This window comes from Bacillus sp. UNC41MFS5, assembly GCF_000686805.1.
In genome coordinates this window covers 354,372-367,903 of record NZ_KK366019.1, presented here as the reverse complement: position 1 = coordinate 367,903, position 13,532 = coordinate 354,372, and the positions used below count along the sequence as shown (strand labels likewise).

Sequence of the window (13,532 nt, the reverse complement as noted above, 5' to 3'; positions counted from 1 at the left end):
CAGATAAAAAGAATTCTTAGTTGTCTCAAATTTGTACGTATATGATGCTACTTATCTACCAATTTCCTCCTTATCTTATTATATTTGTGTTCAGAAAGAAAAATGAAAGCGTATTCCTTGCCTTTATAATAATTCGCTCGTGCGTACATGTCAATAAAATTTTTAGAATAAACTGACGATTTTTGACCGAATAATTAATATCATAAAGTTGATTTTCCAAATTTATAAAAAAATATTGATATTTTTCTAATTTTATCAATGGTAAATTGATTGTTTTTTTGATAATATTATTCTCACAAGATACTTGTAAGGATAAGTATGTAATTGTTCGTACAGGACAAGGAGGTGGCATTAGTTGGCGCAAAAAACAAAATATAATATGGTTAAAGAAAAAATCATTGAATGGATCACAAGTGGTCAAGTAATGCCCGGCGAGAAGATATATTCTGAAAATGAGCTTGTCAAAAAGTTTGTTGTAAGCAGACATACCGTTAGACAAGCCATTGGTGACTTGGTTCATGAGGGATGGTTATATAGAGAGCAAGGTGCCGGGACCTTTTGTTCGAGTCAAAAATCGCATCAAAAACTCCCCGAAAATAAAATCCAAAATACTAATAGTAAAAATATCGGTGTAATTACCACCTACATTTCCGATTATATTTTCCCCTCTATCATTAAAGGAATTGAATCGTATTTAACTGAACAAGGGTACTCATTAACCTTTGCTTGTACAGATAATGATATTGAGAAAGAAAAACAATGTTTGCAAAGCATGCTTAGCAGAAATATAGACGGGCTTATTGTAGAACCTACTAAAAGCGGAAGCTTCAATCCTAATATTAATTTTTTCTTGGAGCTGGAACAAAATAACATACCATACTTAATGATTAACCAATTTTATCCTCAATTGGTCCCGCCTCATATCATTGTTAACGATCAAAAGGGCGGATTTTTAGCTGCAGAACATTTAATTAAACTCGGTCATCAAAAAATTATTGGCATTTTTAAAGCAGATGATCTGCAGGGAGTTTATCGTATGCAGGGGTTTATTGAGGCTCATAGAGAAAATAACATTCCATTATCACCCGAGTTGATGATTAATTATTTTACAGAGGAACAGCATGAAACTTTATTTGATAAAGTTAAACAACTGTTATTGACTTCTGATATAATGCCTACTGGAATCATTTGTTATAATGATCAAATAGCATTTTCCGTGTTAAATTGTCTTAGAGAGTTAGACCTAAATGTACCTGAAGACATATCAATTATAGGATTTGATGATTCGTTTTTAGCTGAAGCAACAGAGCTTACAAGTGTTACCCATCCAAAAATTGAGTTGGGTATTCAGGCTGCTAAATGGATTGTTTCAGCTGTTGAAAATAAAAACTATGATGGTAACCATCTACAGTCCATCGTTTATGAACCTGAATTGGTGGTAAGAGATTCTACTTCTTCTATAAAAAATGAATGTATTGTTTCATGACTTTTTAAGGATTTACGAATAACTTTAAAACCTCCATTCATGAATGGAGGTTTTAAAGTTAACTTTTAAGATTCATAGATCCAAACACGCATTTTCCCTGTTTCGCGGTTGCACCAAGCATAGTAAGGAACAGCAACTCTCCCGCTGCTATTCTAAAATTTTCTATCGCATGACTTGGATCCGTATTTGGAAGTTCATCATTTAATGCTTTCCATTGATAAGGGGATAACCTCATTTGCAACAATCTGTTTATACTTTTTCCAGAAATGATCTTCTACTAAAACGTGCTTGACTGGTGTTGTTCCCCTCATCGCTACATTCACTAGTCCCTCATCCTTTCTTTTAAAAACAGTTTTTACAAATTTCCAAAGATACTTTCCTTTCTTGCATAAAAGTAATATCATAAAAAAACAAGCTTATTCCTTCATTTATTAAGCTTTATAACGTGATTTTAGCATGCAAAAACTTACTGATAAATATCAAAATCGAACCTAAATTTATAATATTTCATACACTAAGGAAGAGATTGTTTATGACTGTAATGAAACGACCTATATGACAGGTTAAATTAACATTCTAAACCAGAGAAGTAATTTAAGGATCATCTTTAATTATCTAGTGAACATTAGATTTTATATACTTTTTACTGTAATGATGTATAATTGAAATGAATTTGTACGCATAAGTTATTAATTGTTGAAAGCGTGGTAGGTTATGCAAAAGAAAACTAAGCAGCTTTTACTGAAAGACACGATAAAGGAATGGATCACGAACGGAGAAATCAAACCAGGGGAAAAAATATATTCGGAAAATGAACTGGTAAAAATGTTCAGTGTTAGTCGACATACGGTCCGCCAAGCTGTAGGGGATTTGGTACATGAAGGATGGTTATATAGAGAACAGGGCGCAGGTACATTTTGCTCTAATCGAATGATCGATACCCAAGACCCAAGCCCAAAACTAAGCAGAGCTGCGAATAGTAAAAACATTGGTGTTATTACAACCTATATTTCTGATTATATTTTTCCATCCATTATTAAAGGAATAGAATCCTATTTAGCAGAAAAAGGTTATTCCTTAACCTTTTCATGTACAGATAATAACCTTGAAAAAGAGAAACAATGTTTGCAAAGTATGCTAAGCAGAAATGTTGATGGTCTTATCATTGAACCTACAAGAAGCAGCAGCTTTAATCCTAATATTAATTATTATTTGGAATTAGAACAGTTAAAAATCCCCTATTTAATGATTAACCAATTTTATCCACAGTTAAATCCTCCACATCTAATGGTTAATGATGATAAGGGAGGGTTTATTGCAACTGAGCATCTAATCAAACTTGGACATAAAAAAATATTAGGTATCTTTAAATCGGACGACCTACAGGGAGTACACAGAATGCAAGGCTATATTCAGGCACATAGGGAGAATAATCTCTCCTTGTCACCTGATTTGATTCTTACTTTTTCCACTGGAGAACTGGATTACTTGCGAAGAAAACTGGAAGACTTATTAACTTCAAATGACTCAAGGCCAACGGGAATCATTTGCTATAATGACCAGGTTGCATTATTTATATTAAACATATTAAGAGACTTAAATTTAAAGGTTCCTGAAGACATTTCAATTGTAGGTTACGATGATTCTTATCTAGTGGAGGCAACGGAAACAAAGCTGACTTCCGTATCCCACCCTAAAATGCAAATGGGAATTGAAGCAGCAAAATGGATCGTCGCTGCTGTAGAAAGCCAAAATACAAAGCATTCCACGGTTTACGAACCTGAATTGGTGATAAGAAATTCAACAGGACCAGTAAATAATGAAAAAATAGAGGATTTGTAATTGTTTGTATGTACTTTCATAAGATGTGCCTTTTTAAATAATTTACACTTTAAACCCCTAATTAATGGATTTGTACCAAATTAGGGGTCTTTATTAGCTTACTAATTATTAATAGAGTCTTAAGAGAATAGAACCATGAGGAGGTATTATTTGTCTATATTCATGATTAAATCTACCTTTATCTATCCCTGACCAAATATCTTTCACTCTTTTTTCTGACTGCAGCCCCAATTGACTCCATGTAAAACCTACTTCAAGCTCGCTTTCACCTATGTTAAATTTTGGAAATTATAATCAGGACATTATCGCAAGAATAATATATGATGTAAGAGCTGAATAAAAATGGTCCACATATTTGTGGACTTTTCCTCTATATTAAACGAAAGAATGAAATTGAAAGACCTCGAAGGTAAAGTACCCTCAAGGTCTATATCCTAAAGTGTTTCTTTTTCGTTAACCCACACTTGCATCTCACCTAATCCACGATTAGCCCAAGCAAAATACGGAATAAACTTTATAGATACTGATTCTGCTTCTACATTTACGTTACGTCTATACAAAGCTTGACCCCAATTTTCTGTTTTCCGTTTAATTGCCTCTCCTGTAATCACCTTCATTCCGCCAAGCAGGTTTTCTTCCTCTACTTCAAGCCTTCCATCTGAAGGTAATAACAGTTGATATAGATTTGAACCATTGTCTGCCTCTTCTAAGCAATATACTAGTGGACCTCTTTGAAGGGCAACTTTTCCTGCCGTTTGACGTACTAGTGGATGTCCTTTCATACGTATAATCGGCATAGAAAGAACCAAATTGATTTGGTCACCTGTTTTCCAGGTACCCTTTACCATTGCATACCCATCGATCATAAGACCACATACTGACCGCAGTTCACCATTTATGGAGATTTCTGCGTTCTCACACCAATCCGGGATACGCAGCGCAAGAGTAAGTTCAGATTCTTGATCCGCCCTAATGGTAAATTGAATATTGCCGCTCCACGGATAATTTGTTTCTTGTTCCAATATTAAACGCCGATTACCTTCCAGTTCAATTTCTGCCTGACCACTTATATATAAATGGGTATAGACTGTATTTTCACGAACAGAATAAACATATTGTCCTAAAGAAGCAAGCAGCCTCGCTACGTTCGGCGGGCAGCAGGCACAGCCAAACCATCCTTGACGAGTAGGTTTCACATGGTGGTAAATATGATTGGATTCACAGGCATGTGGCTCAACTTCAAGTGGATTCACATAGAAAAAGCTTTTTCCATCGTGCCCCATACCTGCTAGTACGGTATTATATAAAGCTCTTTCCATTACATCAGCATACTGACTATTTGGTTCTACCTGCAGCATTCGTTGTGCAAAGAAAATTAACCCAATAGAAGCACAAGTCTCCGCATAAACCGTATCATTTGGAAGGTCATAATCAGTTGAAAAGGCTTCTCCATGACTTTGGGAACCAATTCCTCCAGTGATATACATATTCTTTGAAACCATATTGTTCCAAAGCCTTTTACTAGCCTCATACATGTCACGATTACCGGTTTCAGCAGCCAGATGGGCCATTCCAGTACACATATAAACGAATCTGACTGCGTGGCCTACAGCCTTATTTTGTTCATTAACAGGCTTATGGGCTTGGCTGTACTCCTTATTTCGGATCATCCAAGAATCTGGCCAATGATGAGTACCACCTCTTTTTTCGAATTCCTCATCATAGAAATGTGGCTTTCTCCCTCTTTCCTCTAAGAAATATTGGCTTAATCGTAAATATTTTTCGTTTGAGGTCACTTCGTATAGTTTTATCAGCGCCAATTCAATTTCTTGATGTCCATCATAACCACGAAGCTTTCCAGGTTCTGTGCCAAAAACATCATCTATATGATCAGAAAATTTAATCACCACATCTAGTATTTTTCTTTTTCCCGTTGCTTGATAATAAGCAACAGCAGCTTCAATCATATGACCGGCACAATACAATTCATGACATTCACTAAGGTCTGTCCACCGTTTACCAGGCTCTTTTAGTGTATAATAGGTGTTTAAATATCCATCCTCTAATTGGGCTTTTGCAATAATATCAATTATTCCATCGGCAATTTTTTCAAGTTCTTCGTCTCGTTCTACTGAAAGCAAGTACCCAACCGCTTCAAGCCATTTAGCCACATCACTATCTTGGAAGACCATCCCATGGAATTCTCCCACTTCTTCACCAGCTGCGATTTTAAAATTTTTTATCGCGCAGCTTGGTTCTGCATCCGCAATTCGGTCATTAAGGGCGTCCCATTGATAGGGAACAACAACATCCCTGACTAAGTTAATGTAATAAGACCAGAATGGATCATTAATTTTAACCTTGTTTAGTGGCAGAGTTTTAGTTTTTAATACAGTTTTTTCCACTTCTCCATTCCTCCTGGTATCAAGAATATACTATGATTATTTTTTCCCTTTAATATATTAAGAGATTAATAAGTTAATAACAGTCTAAATTGATGGTATTTGCACTGTTTCCTGCTTAAATAATTCGCTAAAATAGTTAAGACTAAATTGTAGATGGTCAGAAATTCTTACTAAACTTACATCCTCGGACAAATGATTACGGATCCATCGTTTTGCACAACATCCAAATGAATGATGGATCTCATATAAATTAATATCTCTCTTATATTATTAAGCTTGATAAAAATTACGAACCCAACGATGGGATTTTAATTTTTCAACAGCTTCTATAGAAAGCCCCTTTCCGTCTCGAACCTTACAGTTTCTTTCCACATTTCTTATGGAACGCATTCCAGGAATTACTGTTGATACAGCACTATGGCTTAGAATATATCTTAATGCTGTTTCAGCCATTTCATCGACCGAAATATTCAAATCTGTGACGATACTTTGGACACGGTTGTAGACCTCTAGTTTCCTTTCATTCTTAAAATAATTATTTCTAAAGTCCCCCTCTTCAAATTGGCTTTCTGGGGTAATTCTACCGGTGAGACCGCCTTCATCTAAAGGTACACGAACTATAACTCCAACTTTATGTTTCTCACAAGCTGGCAATAGGGCATCTTCTGGGCCTTGGTCAAAAATGTTATAGATTACTTGAACCGTGTCAACAAGACCTGTCTCAATGAGCTTGATCGCATTTTCAGGCTGATGGTCATTAATTGAAACGCCAAAATATTTGATTTTCCCTTGTTTCTTTAGCTGTTCTATTGCTTCAAGCCAATCTCCTTGATTTACCCAATCATCTGACCAAACATGAAACTGTTGAACATCTATCGTTTCTATTCCAAGATTTCGTAAACTTTCCTCTGTACAAGTAATAATATATTCCTTAGGGAATGCTTCGGCTGAAATAACACCTGGCTGAGCAGGCCAAATTCTATTTTTAGGTGGTATTTTGGTAGATACATAGATAGTTTCTTGACATTCTCTCATTACTTGTCCCACTAAACGCTCGCTGTGACCGTTTCCATAACCTAATGCGGTATCAATAAAATTTAGACCTAAGTCAATTGATTTGTGCAACGCCTTTAAGGACTCATCATCTTTTGCACCAAGCCATCCTGTGTTCCCAATCCCCCAAGCTCCATATCCTATTTCAGAAACTTTTAAGCCTGTTTTTCCAAGTAATCGATAATTCATTAGTATCCCTCCACAACTGTAAGTAAAAAATATACTGACATTGATCCAATGTATTAATTTGTCTTGACGACTCCTTGATTAATTAACCACATGACTGATTCACGAACAGCTTCTAAGGAACTGTAACGAGGCTGATAATTCAAAAGACGCTTCGCCTTTTCAATACTACAGTTTGGACTATGAGCGATGTGATCCCATGTCGCATTTGCCTCATTCTCCTCTACAGTAAGACGCCATTCATTCCAAGGTAAATAATTTAGGTTTGCTGATTGACCAAACCAGGATGCTGCTTCTTCTGCGTATCCTCGTAATGTTAATGCAGCTGGCGAGACGACATGAAAGTTTTCTCCAATCGAAGCATTCCAATTTTCAACTGTTTTTGCGAAAGCCTGTGCTACATCGTCGGCGTGCACATGGTGAACCGTTTCCAAGCCGAAATTAGGTAAACAAACCTCTTCCCTATTCGCTAATTTGACAAACACTTGTGGATTAAAGTGTCCAGCCGGATTTAACGGCACCCAGCCAGGGCCCACGATATGGCCTGGATGAAGGACAGTAGCTGGAAAACCATCTTGCCTTGCTTTTTCCAGTAAATAGGATTCAATTTCAGCCTTCTGTATCCCATAGTCACCAAATGGACTACGTGATTGATCTTCTGTTACAGGTACTTCCTTGCTATGGCCATGAACCCATATTGTTCCACAACTAATAAAGTGCTTGATTTTCCCTTCAAGTGATTCTACTATTTGTTTCGCACTTTCAAGAGAAAAACAAATTAAATCGATGACAACATCGGGATAGAGCTCAAGGACCTTTTTGCCAAACTGGCCGCTCTTTTCTTCCTCACTTCGATTTAAAACCACTTGTTGTACACCATTCCATACTTGACTGGAATGATATGGAGAACTCTTTCCCCGGCTAATGTTTATTACTTCGTGTCCTGCGCTTACAAGCCTTGGAATAAGATAAGTCCCAATGTGACCGCTTCCACCAATAATGACAATCCGCAAAGCTTTCTCCTCCTATCGACTAATTTCAAAGGATTTATCAGTTTCCTAATTTTGTAATAAAAAAAGTTGTACGGCCCACTTCCACAATAACACGTTTTCATTTAAAATTAAATAATAGAAAAGAAGAAACAGATTAATTTATTTATTCCAAGTTTTCCTTATAAAATTGCTAGGTTAATATGAATTCTTTTATAGAAAATCTATGATTGACTTATCCTACTACCAAAAAATATGGGAAATTGGTGAAAATTATGATGAGATATGACGGTAAGTTCTTTCGCGTTCTTGAAGTGAGATCCACTCTGTCAAGCCGTCTTAACACTTGTATGGACAAGCATACAAAGAACCTACAACCATACCGTTGGAGGTTCTTTGTTATCCTACTTCGTTAATCAAATTTAGCTCGGACAATTGGATTCACTCCAAATAGAAAGGTATTAACAAGGGAAACCGATTCAATCGAGAGTGGCCGATACGAATCCAATTGTACTTGCTGCTTTTTGTAATCAGTTCCCTGATGCTATCCGTTTTACAGATGTGGAAGAAATGCTCAACTCTGAAGCTGCAAAAGAAGATGATATCGTAATCTACACATGATAAAAAGGATGAGCAAACCGCTCATCCTTTTTTCCTTAGTGCTTAACAATTAAGAATATCCTCAATCCGTGCTAATTCTTGATCAGAAAACTCAAGGTTATTCAATACTGCAACATTTTCCTCAATTTGACTCACTCTGCTTGCACCTATTAGGACAGAAGTAACCCTTTCTCCGCGTAAAACCCAGGCAAGCGCCATTTGAGAGAGACTTTGACCACGCTCTGTTGCAATTTCATTTAATTTTTGAACACGACCCAATACTTCAGCAGTTACGTGCTCCTCATGTAAGAACCCTGTGGAGCTTGCCGCACGTGAATCGGCTGGAATCCCTGTTAGGTATTTATTGGTCAGTAAACCTTGTGCTAAGGGACTAAAGGCAATTGAACCTACCCCGTTTTCCTGAAGCACATCCTGTAAGCCTTCCTCTATCCAGCGGTTAAACATCGAATACTTTGGTTGATGGATTAACAAAGGTGTTCCCAACTGGTTTAAGATTTTGATTGCTTCTGCCGTTTGTTCGGCACTGTAGTTAGAAATTCCAACATATAAGGCTTTACCCTGACGAACAATAGAATCTAATGCTCCCATGGTTTCCTCAAGTGGTGTATTTGGATCTGGCCGGTGCGAATAAAAAATATCCACATAATCAAGGCCCATTCGTTTTAGACTTTGATCTAGACTAGATATCAAGTATTTTCTTGAACCCCAATCCCCATATGGACCCGGCCACATCGTATAGCCCGCTTTTGAAGATATAATCATTTCATCACGGTATGGAGCAAAATCAGTTTTTAAGATTCTACCGAACATTTCTTCAGCAGATCCCGGTGGCGGACCATAATTGTTGGCCAAATCAAAATGGGTAATCCCTAAATCAAACGCTCTTCTCAGCATTGCCCTCCCATTTTCATATGTATCGACACCGCCAAAGTTATGCCAAAGTCCGAGCGAAACGGCCGGTAGCATTAAGCCTGAACGTCCGCTTCGATTAAATTTCATGGATTCATAACGATTTTCTGCCGCTTGGTAGACCATGTTGGTTTCCCTCATTTCTATAAATTTATAAATACGTTAACATCCAAACTATACCATATGTTATAAATTTTCAGTCACCTCAGATGCTATATTTGAGTAATTAATTAAAATTCTGATAAAATAAACAGACTACATTTTACGAGGAGCCAAAAAAATGACAAACAACCAAACATTTATCGGTTATATTGGAACATACACCAAGGGTGGCAGTAAAGGAATCTACTCCTTTAAACTAAATACGGAGGAGAAAAGAATCGAAGATATTAACGTTGCTGCACAGATAGAAAATCCTACATACGTGACTACAAGCAAGGACAACCGATTCCTCTACTCTGTGGCTAAAGAAGGGGACAATGGAGGCGTTGTTGCATTTTCCATAAACAGGGAAGGCAGTTTAACCGAACTGAATCGTCAGTTGCTTCCGGGCTCATCACCATGTCATGTGAGTGTTGATAGTAAAAGTCGTTATGCATTCAGTGCCAATTACCATAAAGGATCCGTAGAATCATATCTAATTAACCAGGAAGATGGAACGGTTCAACCAGCTGCATCAGTTATAAAACATGAAGGTTCTGGACCAGATCCAAGACAAGAGAAACCACATACCCATTATGCTGGCATCACCCCTGATGAGAAATATCTAGCGGTTGTTGAATTGGGTATTGATGCATTAATCACATATGCAGTTAACAGTGATGGCACACTTTCAAAAGCACATGTTCTTCCATTAAAAGCTGGAAGCGGACCAAGACATTTAGTTTTCCATCCAAATCAAAAATTTGCTTATATCATGACAGAGTTTAGTTCGGAAGTGATTGTTTTATCCTATCACCCGGAAAATGGTCATTTTACAGAAAAACAATATATTTCTACGCTTCCTGAAGATTTCAACGAGAATAATCAAGGCAGCGCCATTCATATTTCATCTGATGGACAGTTTGTTTACGCGGGTAATCGTGGCCATAACAGTATTGCTGTTTTCCGTGTAGACCAAGAAACGGGAGAGCTTAGCTTTGTTGATCGTACCTCCACTGAAGGTGATTGGCCGAGAGATTTTATGTTAGACCCAACGGAGAAATTCGTTGTTGCTTCCAATCAAGAGTCCAGTAACCTGGTGCTATATTCACGAGATGAAAACACAGGAAAACTTACATTAATTAAGGCTGATATCGAAGTTCCGTATCCCGTTTGTATCAAATTCTTACATGTATAATATCAAGACAGGATAAGTGACGAACTTATCCTGTTTTTTTAATAAATCAAGGGAATGTCAGTCAATACTAAGTGGGATGCTTTTTTTGTAAAGGATGTGTCCCTTTGGATTTTTTTCATAGCCAAGAAACACTTAGTGCCTTCGAATGGATTGTCAGGGCTGTTATGGCCTTTTTCTTTTTGCTGATTGTTGCAAAAATCATGGGTCAACGCGCCATTTCACAGTTACGGTTATTAGATTTTGTTATCGCTTTAGTCTTAGGAAATATTATTGCGCATCCCTTATCAGATGAACACCTTGGTATGAAAGGTTCCATGATTACAACCGTTGTCTTGGTGGTTTTGTACACCGGAGGATTAATACTTACCCTAAAATCAAACCGCATTGAAAAGTTTCTAGACCCGGCCCCTTTCACACTTATTAAGAATGGGGAAATCAATTATAAGGGCTTAAAGAAAGCGAGAATTTCTATTGATCATTTATTAGCGGAGTTACGAAAAGAAAAAGTAGAGGATGTAAAAAAAGTAGCTTTGGCATTGTGGGAATCTGATGGGAGAATCTCGATTTTTTTGGACCCAAAATATGCAGCACTGACACCGGCAAATTACCAAATGACATTAGAGCCCTTTGACCCCCCGCAAACGATTATTAAGGAGGGCAAAATAGATTATTCTGTACTGGAAGATTTAAACATAACGGAAGACTGGCTTTTAAACACTCTTAAGAGCCTTCATCAGGTAGAGTTAAGTAATGTATTACTGGGAACAATCAATAGCCAAAATAAAATCCAGCTTTTTTTATTTAAATGAGAATTGTATTAACAAAGAGCTGAATTTTAAGCGAGGTACAATATATTTCTACGCTGACAGATGAATTTAAAGAAAATAATCAAGGCAGTACGATCCATATTTCTTCGGATGGACGTTATGTTTATACAGGTATCGAAGGCATAACAGTATCGTGGTTTTCAGTTTAGATTCAGGTTCTGGGGAGCTAGCTTTTGGGGAGCATACTTCTACCGAGGGAGATTGGCCAATGGATTTTGAGATTGAGCATAGTAGGAAGTTTGTGGTTGCTGCGAATCAGGAGTCAGGCAATGCCGTTTTGTATTCAAGGGATGAGTTTTCGGGGAGATTGACGTTGATTACATCTGATATTACGGTGCCTTATGGGGTTTGTGTGAAGTTTTTAAATTATTAATTTAAACTAAAAATAACAGCTTATCGAATTGGGTTAACAATTTGGTAAGCTGTTATTTTTAGTTTAATTGTTTTATAATCATATGCAGTTCTCTCAAAATAGAATATTCCGAAAATTAGATACATAATAGTCGTTATGGCGAACTAATTGATTTAGCTTCGTCCTCTACTATTTATACTCTAAGGGTGTGGTTTCACGAGAAATAAAAGGCTTCTCTAGGAAATATTTTATTTCTTCAAGAGAAAGTCCTAATTCTTTGGCTTCAATTATCAGATCTAACCAATCTTTATCAGTTTCTTCAGCAGTTAATACAGCCACACTCTTACCCTCCTAAAATTGTATTACTATTTTAGGTAACTCAGCTATCGTAGTTAAAAACTTTAGACCTGTAGCTTTGCGTCCCTATCTTTCGAAAGGTTTGCCCTTGTCTTTTATAGTATTAAAGTATGGAAGAACTAATCTAATAGTACTATAGTTTGCATGGTACCTAAATGTAAATATTTCCAAAAATATCGACATGTTTTCGACAAAAACCAATATATGTAAACTACTTATTCTTACTTAAGAAATTTTAGAACACATTTTTCACAAGTTACTTTACCCAATTCAATAAATCTAATTTTTCTAAGGGTTTTCCTTTTTATAATTCTATCCTTATTAAAGGCTATACCGCATGCACAATGATAGGAATCTTTCACAATGTAAATCTTGTTTCTTTCTTTTATTAGTGGATATATCATAATTTTCCTTCTTTTCTAATGAATAGTTCTTAAAAAAGAACATTTAAGTTCATTATAAGAAAGATGTGAAATTTTGTAAATGAATTTTAGTTAATTTTCCCCATAGAAATATCATCACCTTTTAATACGAAAGTTGTACCTTATTGGATTATTTTAGTGTGAATATCCCGCCATTGTTCTTTAAAGGGAACAATGATAAAATTAATAATATAATTTAATTAAGAAATACTAGAAAGTTAGGGGCAAGGATTTTGGATTCTCAACCGATACATGGTAGTGAAATACGTAAGACACAGAAACGATTTCTTTTTATAAAAGTCCTACTGATAATTTTATGGGGCCTATTTTTGTTGGTAAATACCTGGACTGAGAGTATAGAGCGACTAATATATTTACATTCTTTTAGTTTAAAGTGGGTGTCAAATCCGGATTTTGTGTCTTTTTTTTATTTTAATGATTTAACGTTGATTCATCCTGAATTTATTAAAATTAAATTAGGACATTTTGTTGGTTTTGCGATCATGGATTTTCTTCTCTTCAATCTATTAAGAAGTCATAAATACTCTATGGGGATATCCATTATTTTTGCATTTCTAACAGAATTCCTACAACTATTTTTCGGTAGAGATGGACGGTTTTATGACCTTGCTATTGATTCATTTGGCGTTGTATCAGTATATTTCCTATTAAAGTGCATAAATTTTAGGAAGGGGCATATCAAAGGCTTATAAACCAAGGCAAGGAGTTCTAATTACACATTAC

The 13,532-nt window shown here is 36.2% G+C and carries 14 protein-coding genes, 1 pseudogene and 1 riboswitch; of the genes and pseudogenes, 7 read left to right on the top strand and 8 right to left on the bottom strand.

The window, feature by feature from the left end:
• Positions 1 to 355 precede the first annotated feature (355 nt).
• Positions 356 to 1,486: a GntR family transcriptional regulator gene (locus BR30_RS0128415; protein ID WP_026567990.1), complete on the top strand. Its 1,131-nt coding sequence runs from the start codon at positions 356 to 358 to the stop codon at positions 1,484 to 1,486.
• A gap of 58 nt (positions 1,487 to 1,544) precedes the next feature.
• Here the strand turns inward: BR30_RS0128415 and BR30_RS38245 are convergent, their stop codons facing one another.
• Complete coding sequence (locus BR30_RS38245) at positions 1,545 to 1,727, bottom strand: hypothetical protein (RefSeq protein WP_231507850.1); 183 nt, start codon at positions 1,725 to 1,727, stop codon at positions 1,545 to 1,547.
• A 473-nt stretch (positions 1,728 to 2,200) separates the two neighbouring features.
• Here BR30_RS38245 and BR30_RS0128405 point away from each other — a divergent pair, with 473 nt between their 5' ends.
• Complete coding sequence (locus BR30_RS0128405) at positions 2,201 to 3,328, top strand: GntR family transcriptional regulator (RefSeq protein WP_026567988.1); 1,128 nt, start codon at positions 2,201 to 2,203, stop codon at positions 3,326 to 3,328.
• 108 nt (positions 3,329 to 3,436) lie between these two features.
• On the opposite strand, the gene BR30_RS38965 is transcribed toward BR30_RS0128405, so the two are convergent.
• From BR30_RS38965 to BR30_RS0128390, 5 genes are all read right to left on the bottom strand, one after another.
• Positions 3,437 to 3,601: a hypothetical protein gene (locus BR30_RS38965; protein WP_197032431.1), complete on the bottom strand. Its 165-nt coding sequence runs from the start codon at positions 3,599 to 3,601 to the stop codon at positions 3,437 to 3,439.
• A gap of 161 nt (positions 3,602 to 3,762) precedes the next feature.
• Positions 3,763 to 5,733: a glycoside hydrolase family 127 protein gene (locus BR30_RS0128400; RefSeq protein WP_026567987.1), complete on the bottom strand. Its 1,971-nt coding sequence runs from the start codon at positions 5,731 to 5,733 to the stop codon at positions 3,763 to 3,765.
• Positions 5,734 to 5,817: 84 nt separating this feature from the next.
• Positions 5,818 to 5,925 carry a helix-turn-helix transcriptional regulator gene (locus BR30_RS38960; protein WP_197032427.1) on the bottom strand — a complete coding sequence of 36 codons (108 nt, stop codon included), beginning with the start codon at positions 5,923 to 5,925 and terminating at the stop codon, positions 5,818 to 5,820.
• Positions 5,926 to 6,003: 78 nt separating this feature from the next.
• A complete protein-coding gene (locus BR30_RS0128395) occupies positions 6,004 to 6,975 on the bottom strand; it encodes an aldo/keto reductase (protein WP_026567986.1) in 972 nt (323 codons plus the stop codon).
• A gap of 53 nt (positions 6,976 to 7,028) precedes the next feature.
• Positions 7,029 to 7,985 (bottom strand): NAD-dependent epimerase/dehydratase family protein, encoded by a 957-nt coding sequence (locus tag BR30_RS0128390; RefSeq protein ID WP_026567985.1) that lies wholly within the window; start codon positions 7,983 to 7,985, stop codon positions 7,029 to 7,031.
• A gap of 465 nt (positions 7,986 to 8,450) precedes the next feature.
• Between BR30_RS0128390 and BR30_RS38590 the strand changes: the two genes are divergently transcribed.
• Positions 8,451 to 8,582: a hypothetical protein gene (locus BR30_RS38590; RefSeq protein WP_269320658.1), complete on the top strand. Its 132-nt coding sequence runs from the start codon at positions 8,451 to 8,453 to the stop codon at positions 8,580 to 8,582.
• A 42-nt stretch (positions 8,583 to 8,624) separates the two neighbouring features.
• On the opposite strand, the gene mgrA is transcribed toward BR30_RS38590, so the two are convergent.
• Positions 8,625 to 9,617 (bottom strand): L-glyceraldehyde 3-phosphate reductase, encoded by a 993-nt coding sequence (gene mgrA, locus BR30_RS0128380; protein ID WP_026567984.1) that lies wholly within the window; start codon positions 9,615 to 9,617, stop codon positions 8,625 to 8,627.
• 154 nt (positions 9,618 to 9,771) lie between these two features.
• On the opposite strand from mgrA, the gene BR30_RS0128375 reads away from it, so the two are divergent.
• The 3 genes and pseudogenes from BR30_RS0128375 to BR30_RS36300 all read left to right on the top strand — a co-directional run.
• On the top strand, positions 9,772 to 10,830 hold the full coding sequence (locus tag BR30_RS0128375) for a lactonase family protein (RefSeq protein ID WP_026567983.1): 1,059 nt from the start codon (positions 9,772 to 9,774) through the stop codon (positions 10,828 to 10,830).
• Between the two features lie 104 nt (positions 10,831 to 10,934).
• Entirely contained in the window at positions 10,935 to 11,639 is a 705-nt protein-coding gene (locus tag BR30_RS0128370; protein ID WP_026567982.1) for a DUF421 domain-containing protein, read from the top strand.
• Positions 11,640 to 11,668: 29 nt separating this feature from the next.
• Positions 11,669 to 12,030: pseudogene (locus BR30_RS36300) on the top strand (beta-propeller fold lactonase family protein); the annotation flags it as partial.
• Between the two features lie 168 nt (positions 12,031 to 12,198).
• Here BR30_RS36300 and BR30_RS36295 read toward each other — a convergent pair.
• Positions 12,199 to 12,348, bottom strand: coding sequence for an anti-repressor SinI family protein (locus BR30_RS36295; protein ID WP_081825609.1), 150 nt, complete (start codon positions 12,346 to 12,348; stop codon positions 12,199 to 12,201).
• 31 nt (positions 12,349 to 12,379) lie between these two features.
• A riboswitch (cyclic di-GMP riboswitch) is annotated at positions 12,380 to 12,463 on the bottom strand.
• Positions 12,464 to 13,186: 723 nt separating this feature from the next.
• Between BR30_RS36295 and BR30_RS38760 the strand changes: the two genes are divergently transcribed.
• Positions 13,187 to 13,501 carry a VanZ family protein gene (locus BR30_RS38760; RefSeq protein WP_442853009.1) on the top strand — a complete coding sequence of 105 codons (315 nt, stop codon included), beginning with the start codon at positions 13,187 to 13,189 and terminating at the stop codon, positions 13,499 to 13,501.
• Positions 13,502 to 13,532: the final 31 nt, after the last annotated feature.

Coding starts and splice junctions, on each gene's coding strand:
- BR30_RS0128405 (WP_026567988.1), top strand. CDS start 2,201: ATGCAAAAGAAAACTAAGCAGCTTTTACTGAAAGACACGATAAAGGAA.
- BR30_RS0128395 (WP_026567986.1), bottom strand. CDS start 6,975: ATGAATTATCGATTACTTGGAAAAACAGGCTTAAAAGTTTCTGAAATA.
- mgrA (WP_026567984.1), bottom strand. CDS start 9,617: ATGGTCTACCAAGCGGCAGAAAATCGTTATGAATCCATGAAATTTAAT.
- BR30_RS0128375 (WP_026567983.1), top strand. CDS start 9,772: ATGACAAACAACCAAACATTTATCGGTTATATTGGAACATACACCAAG.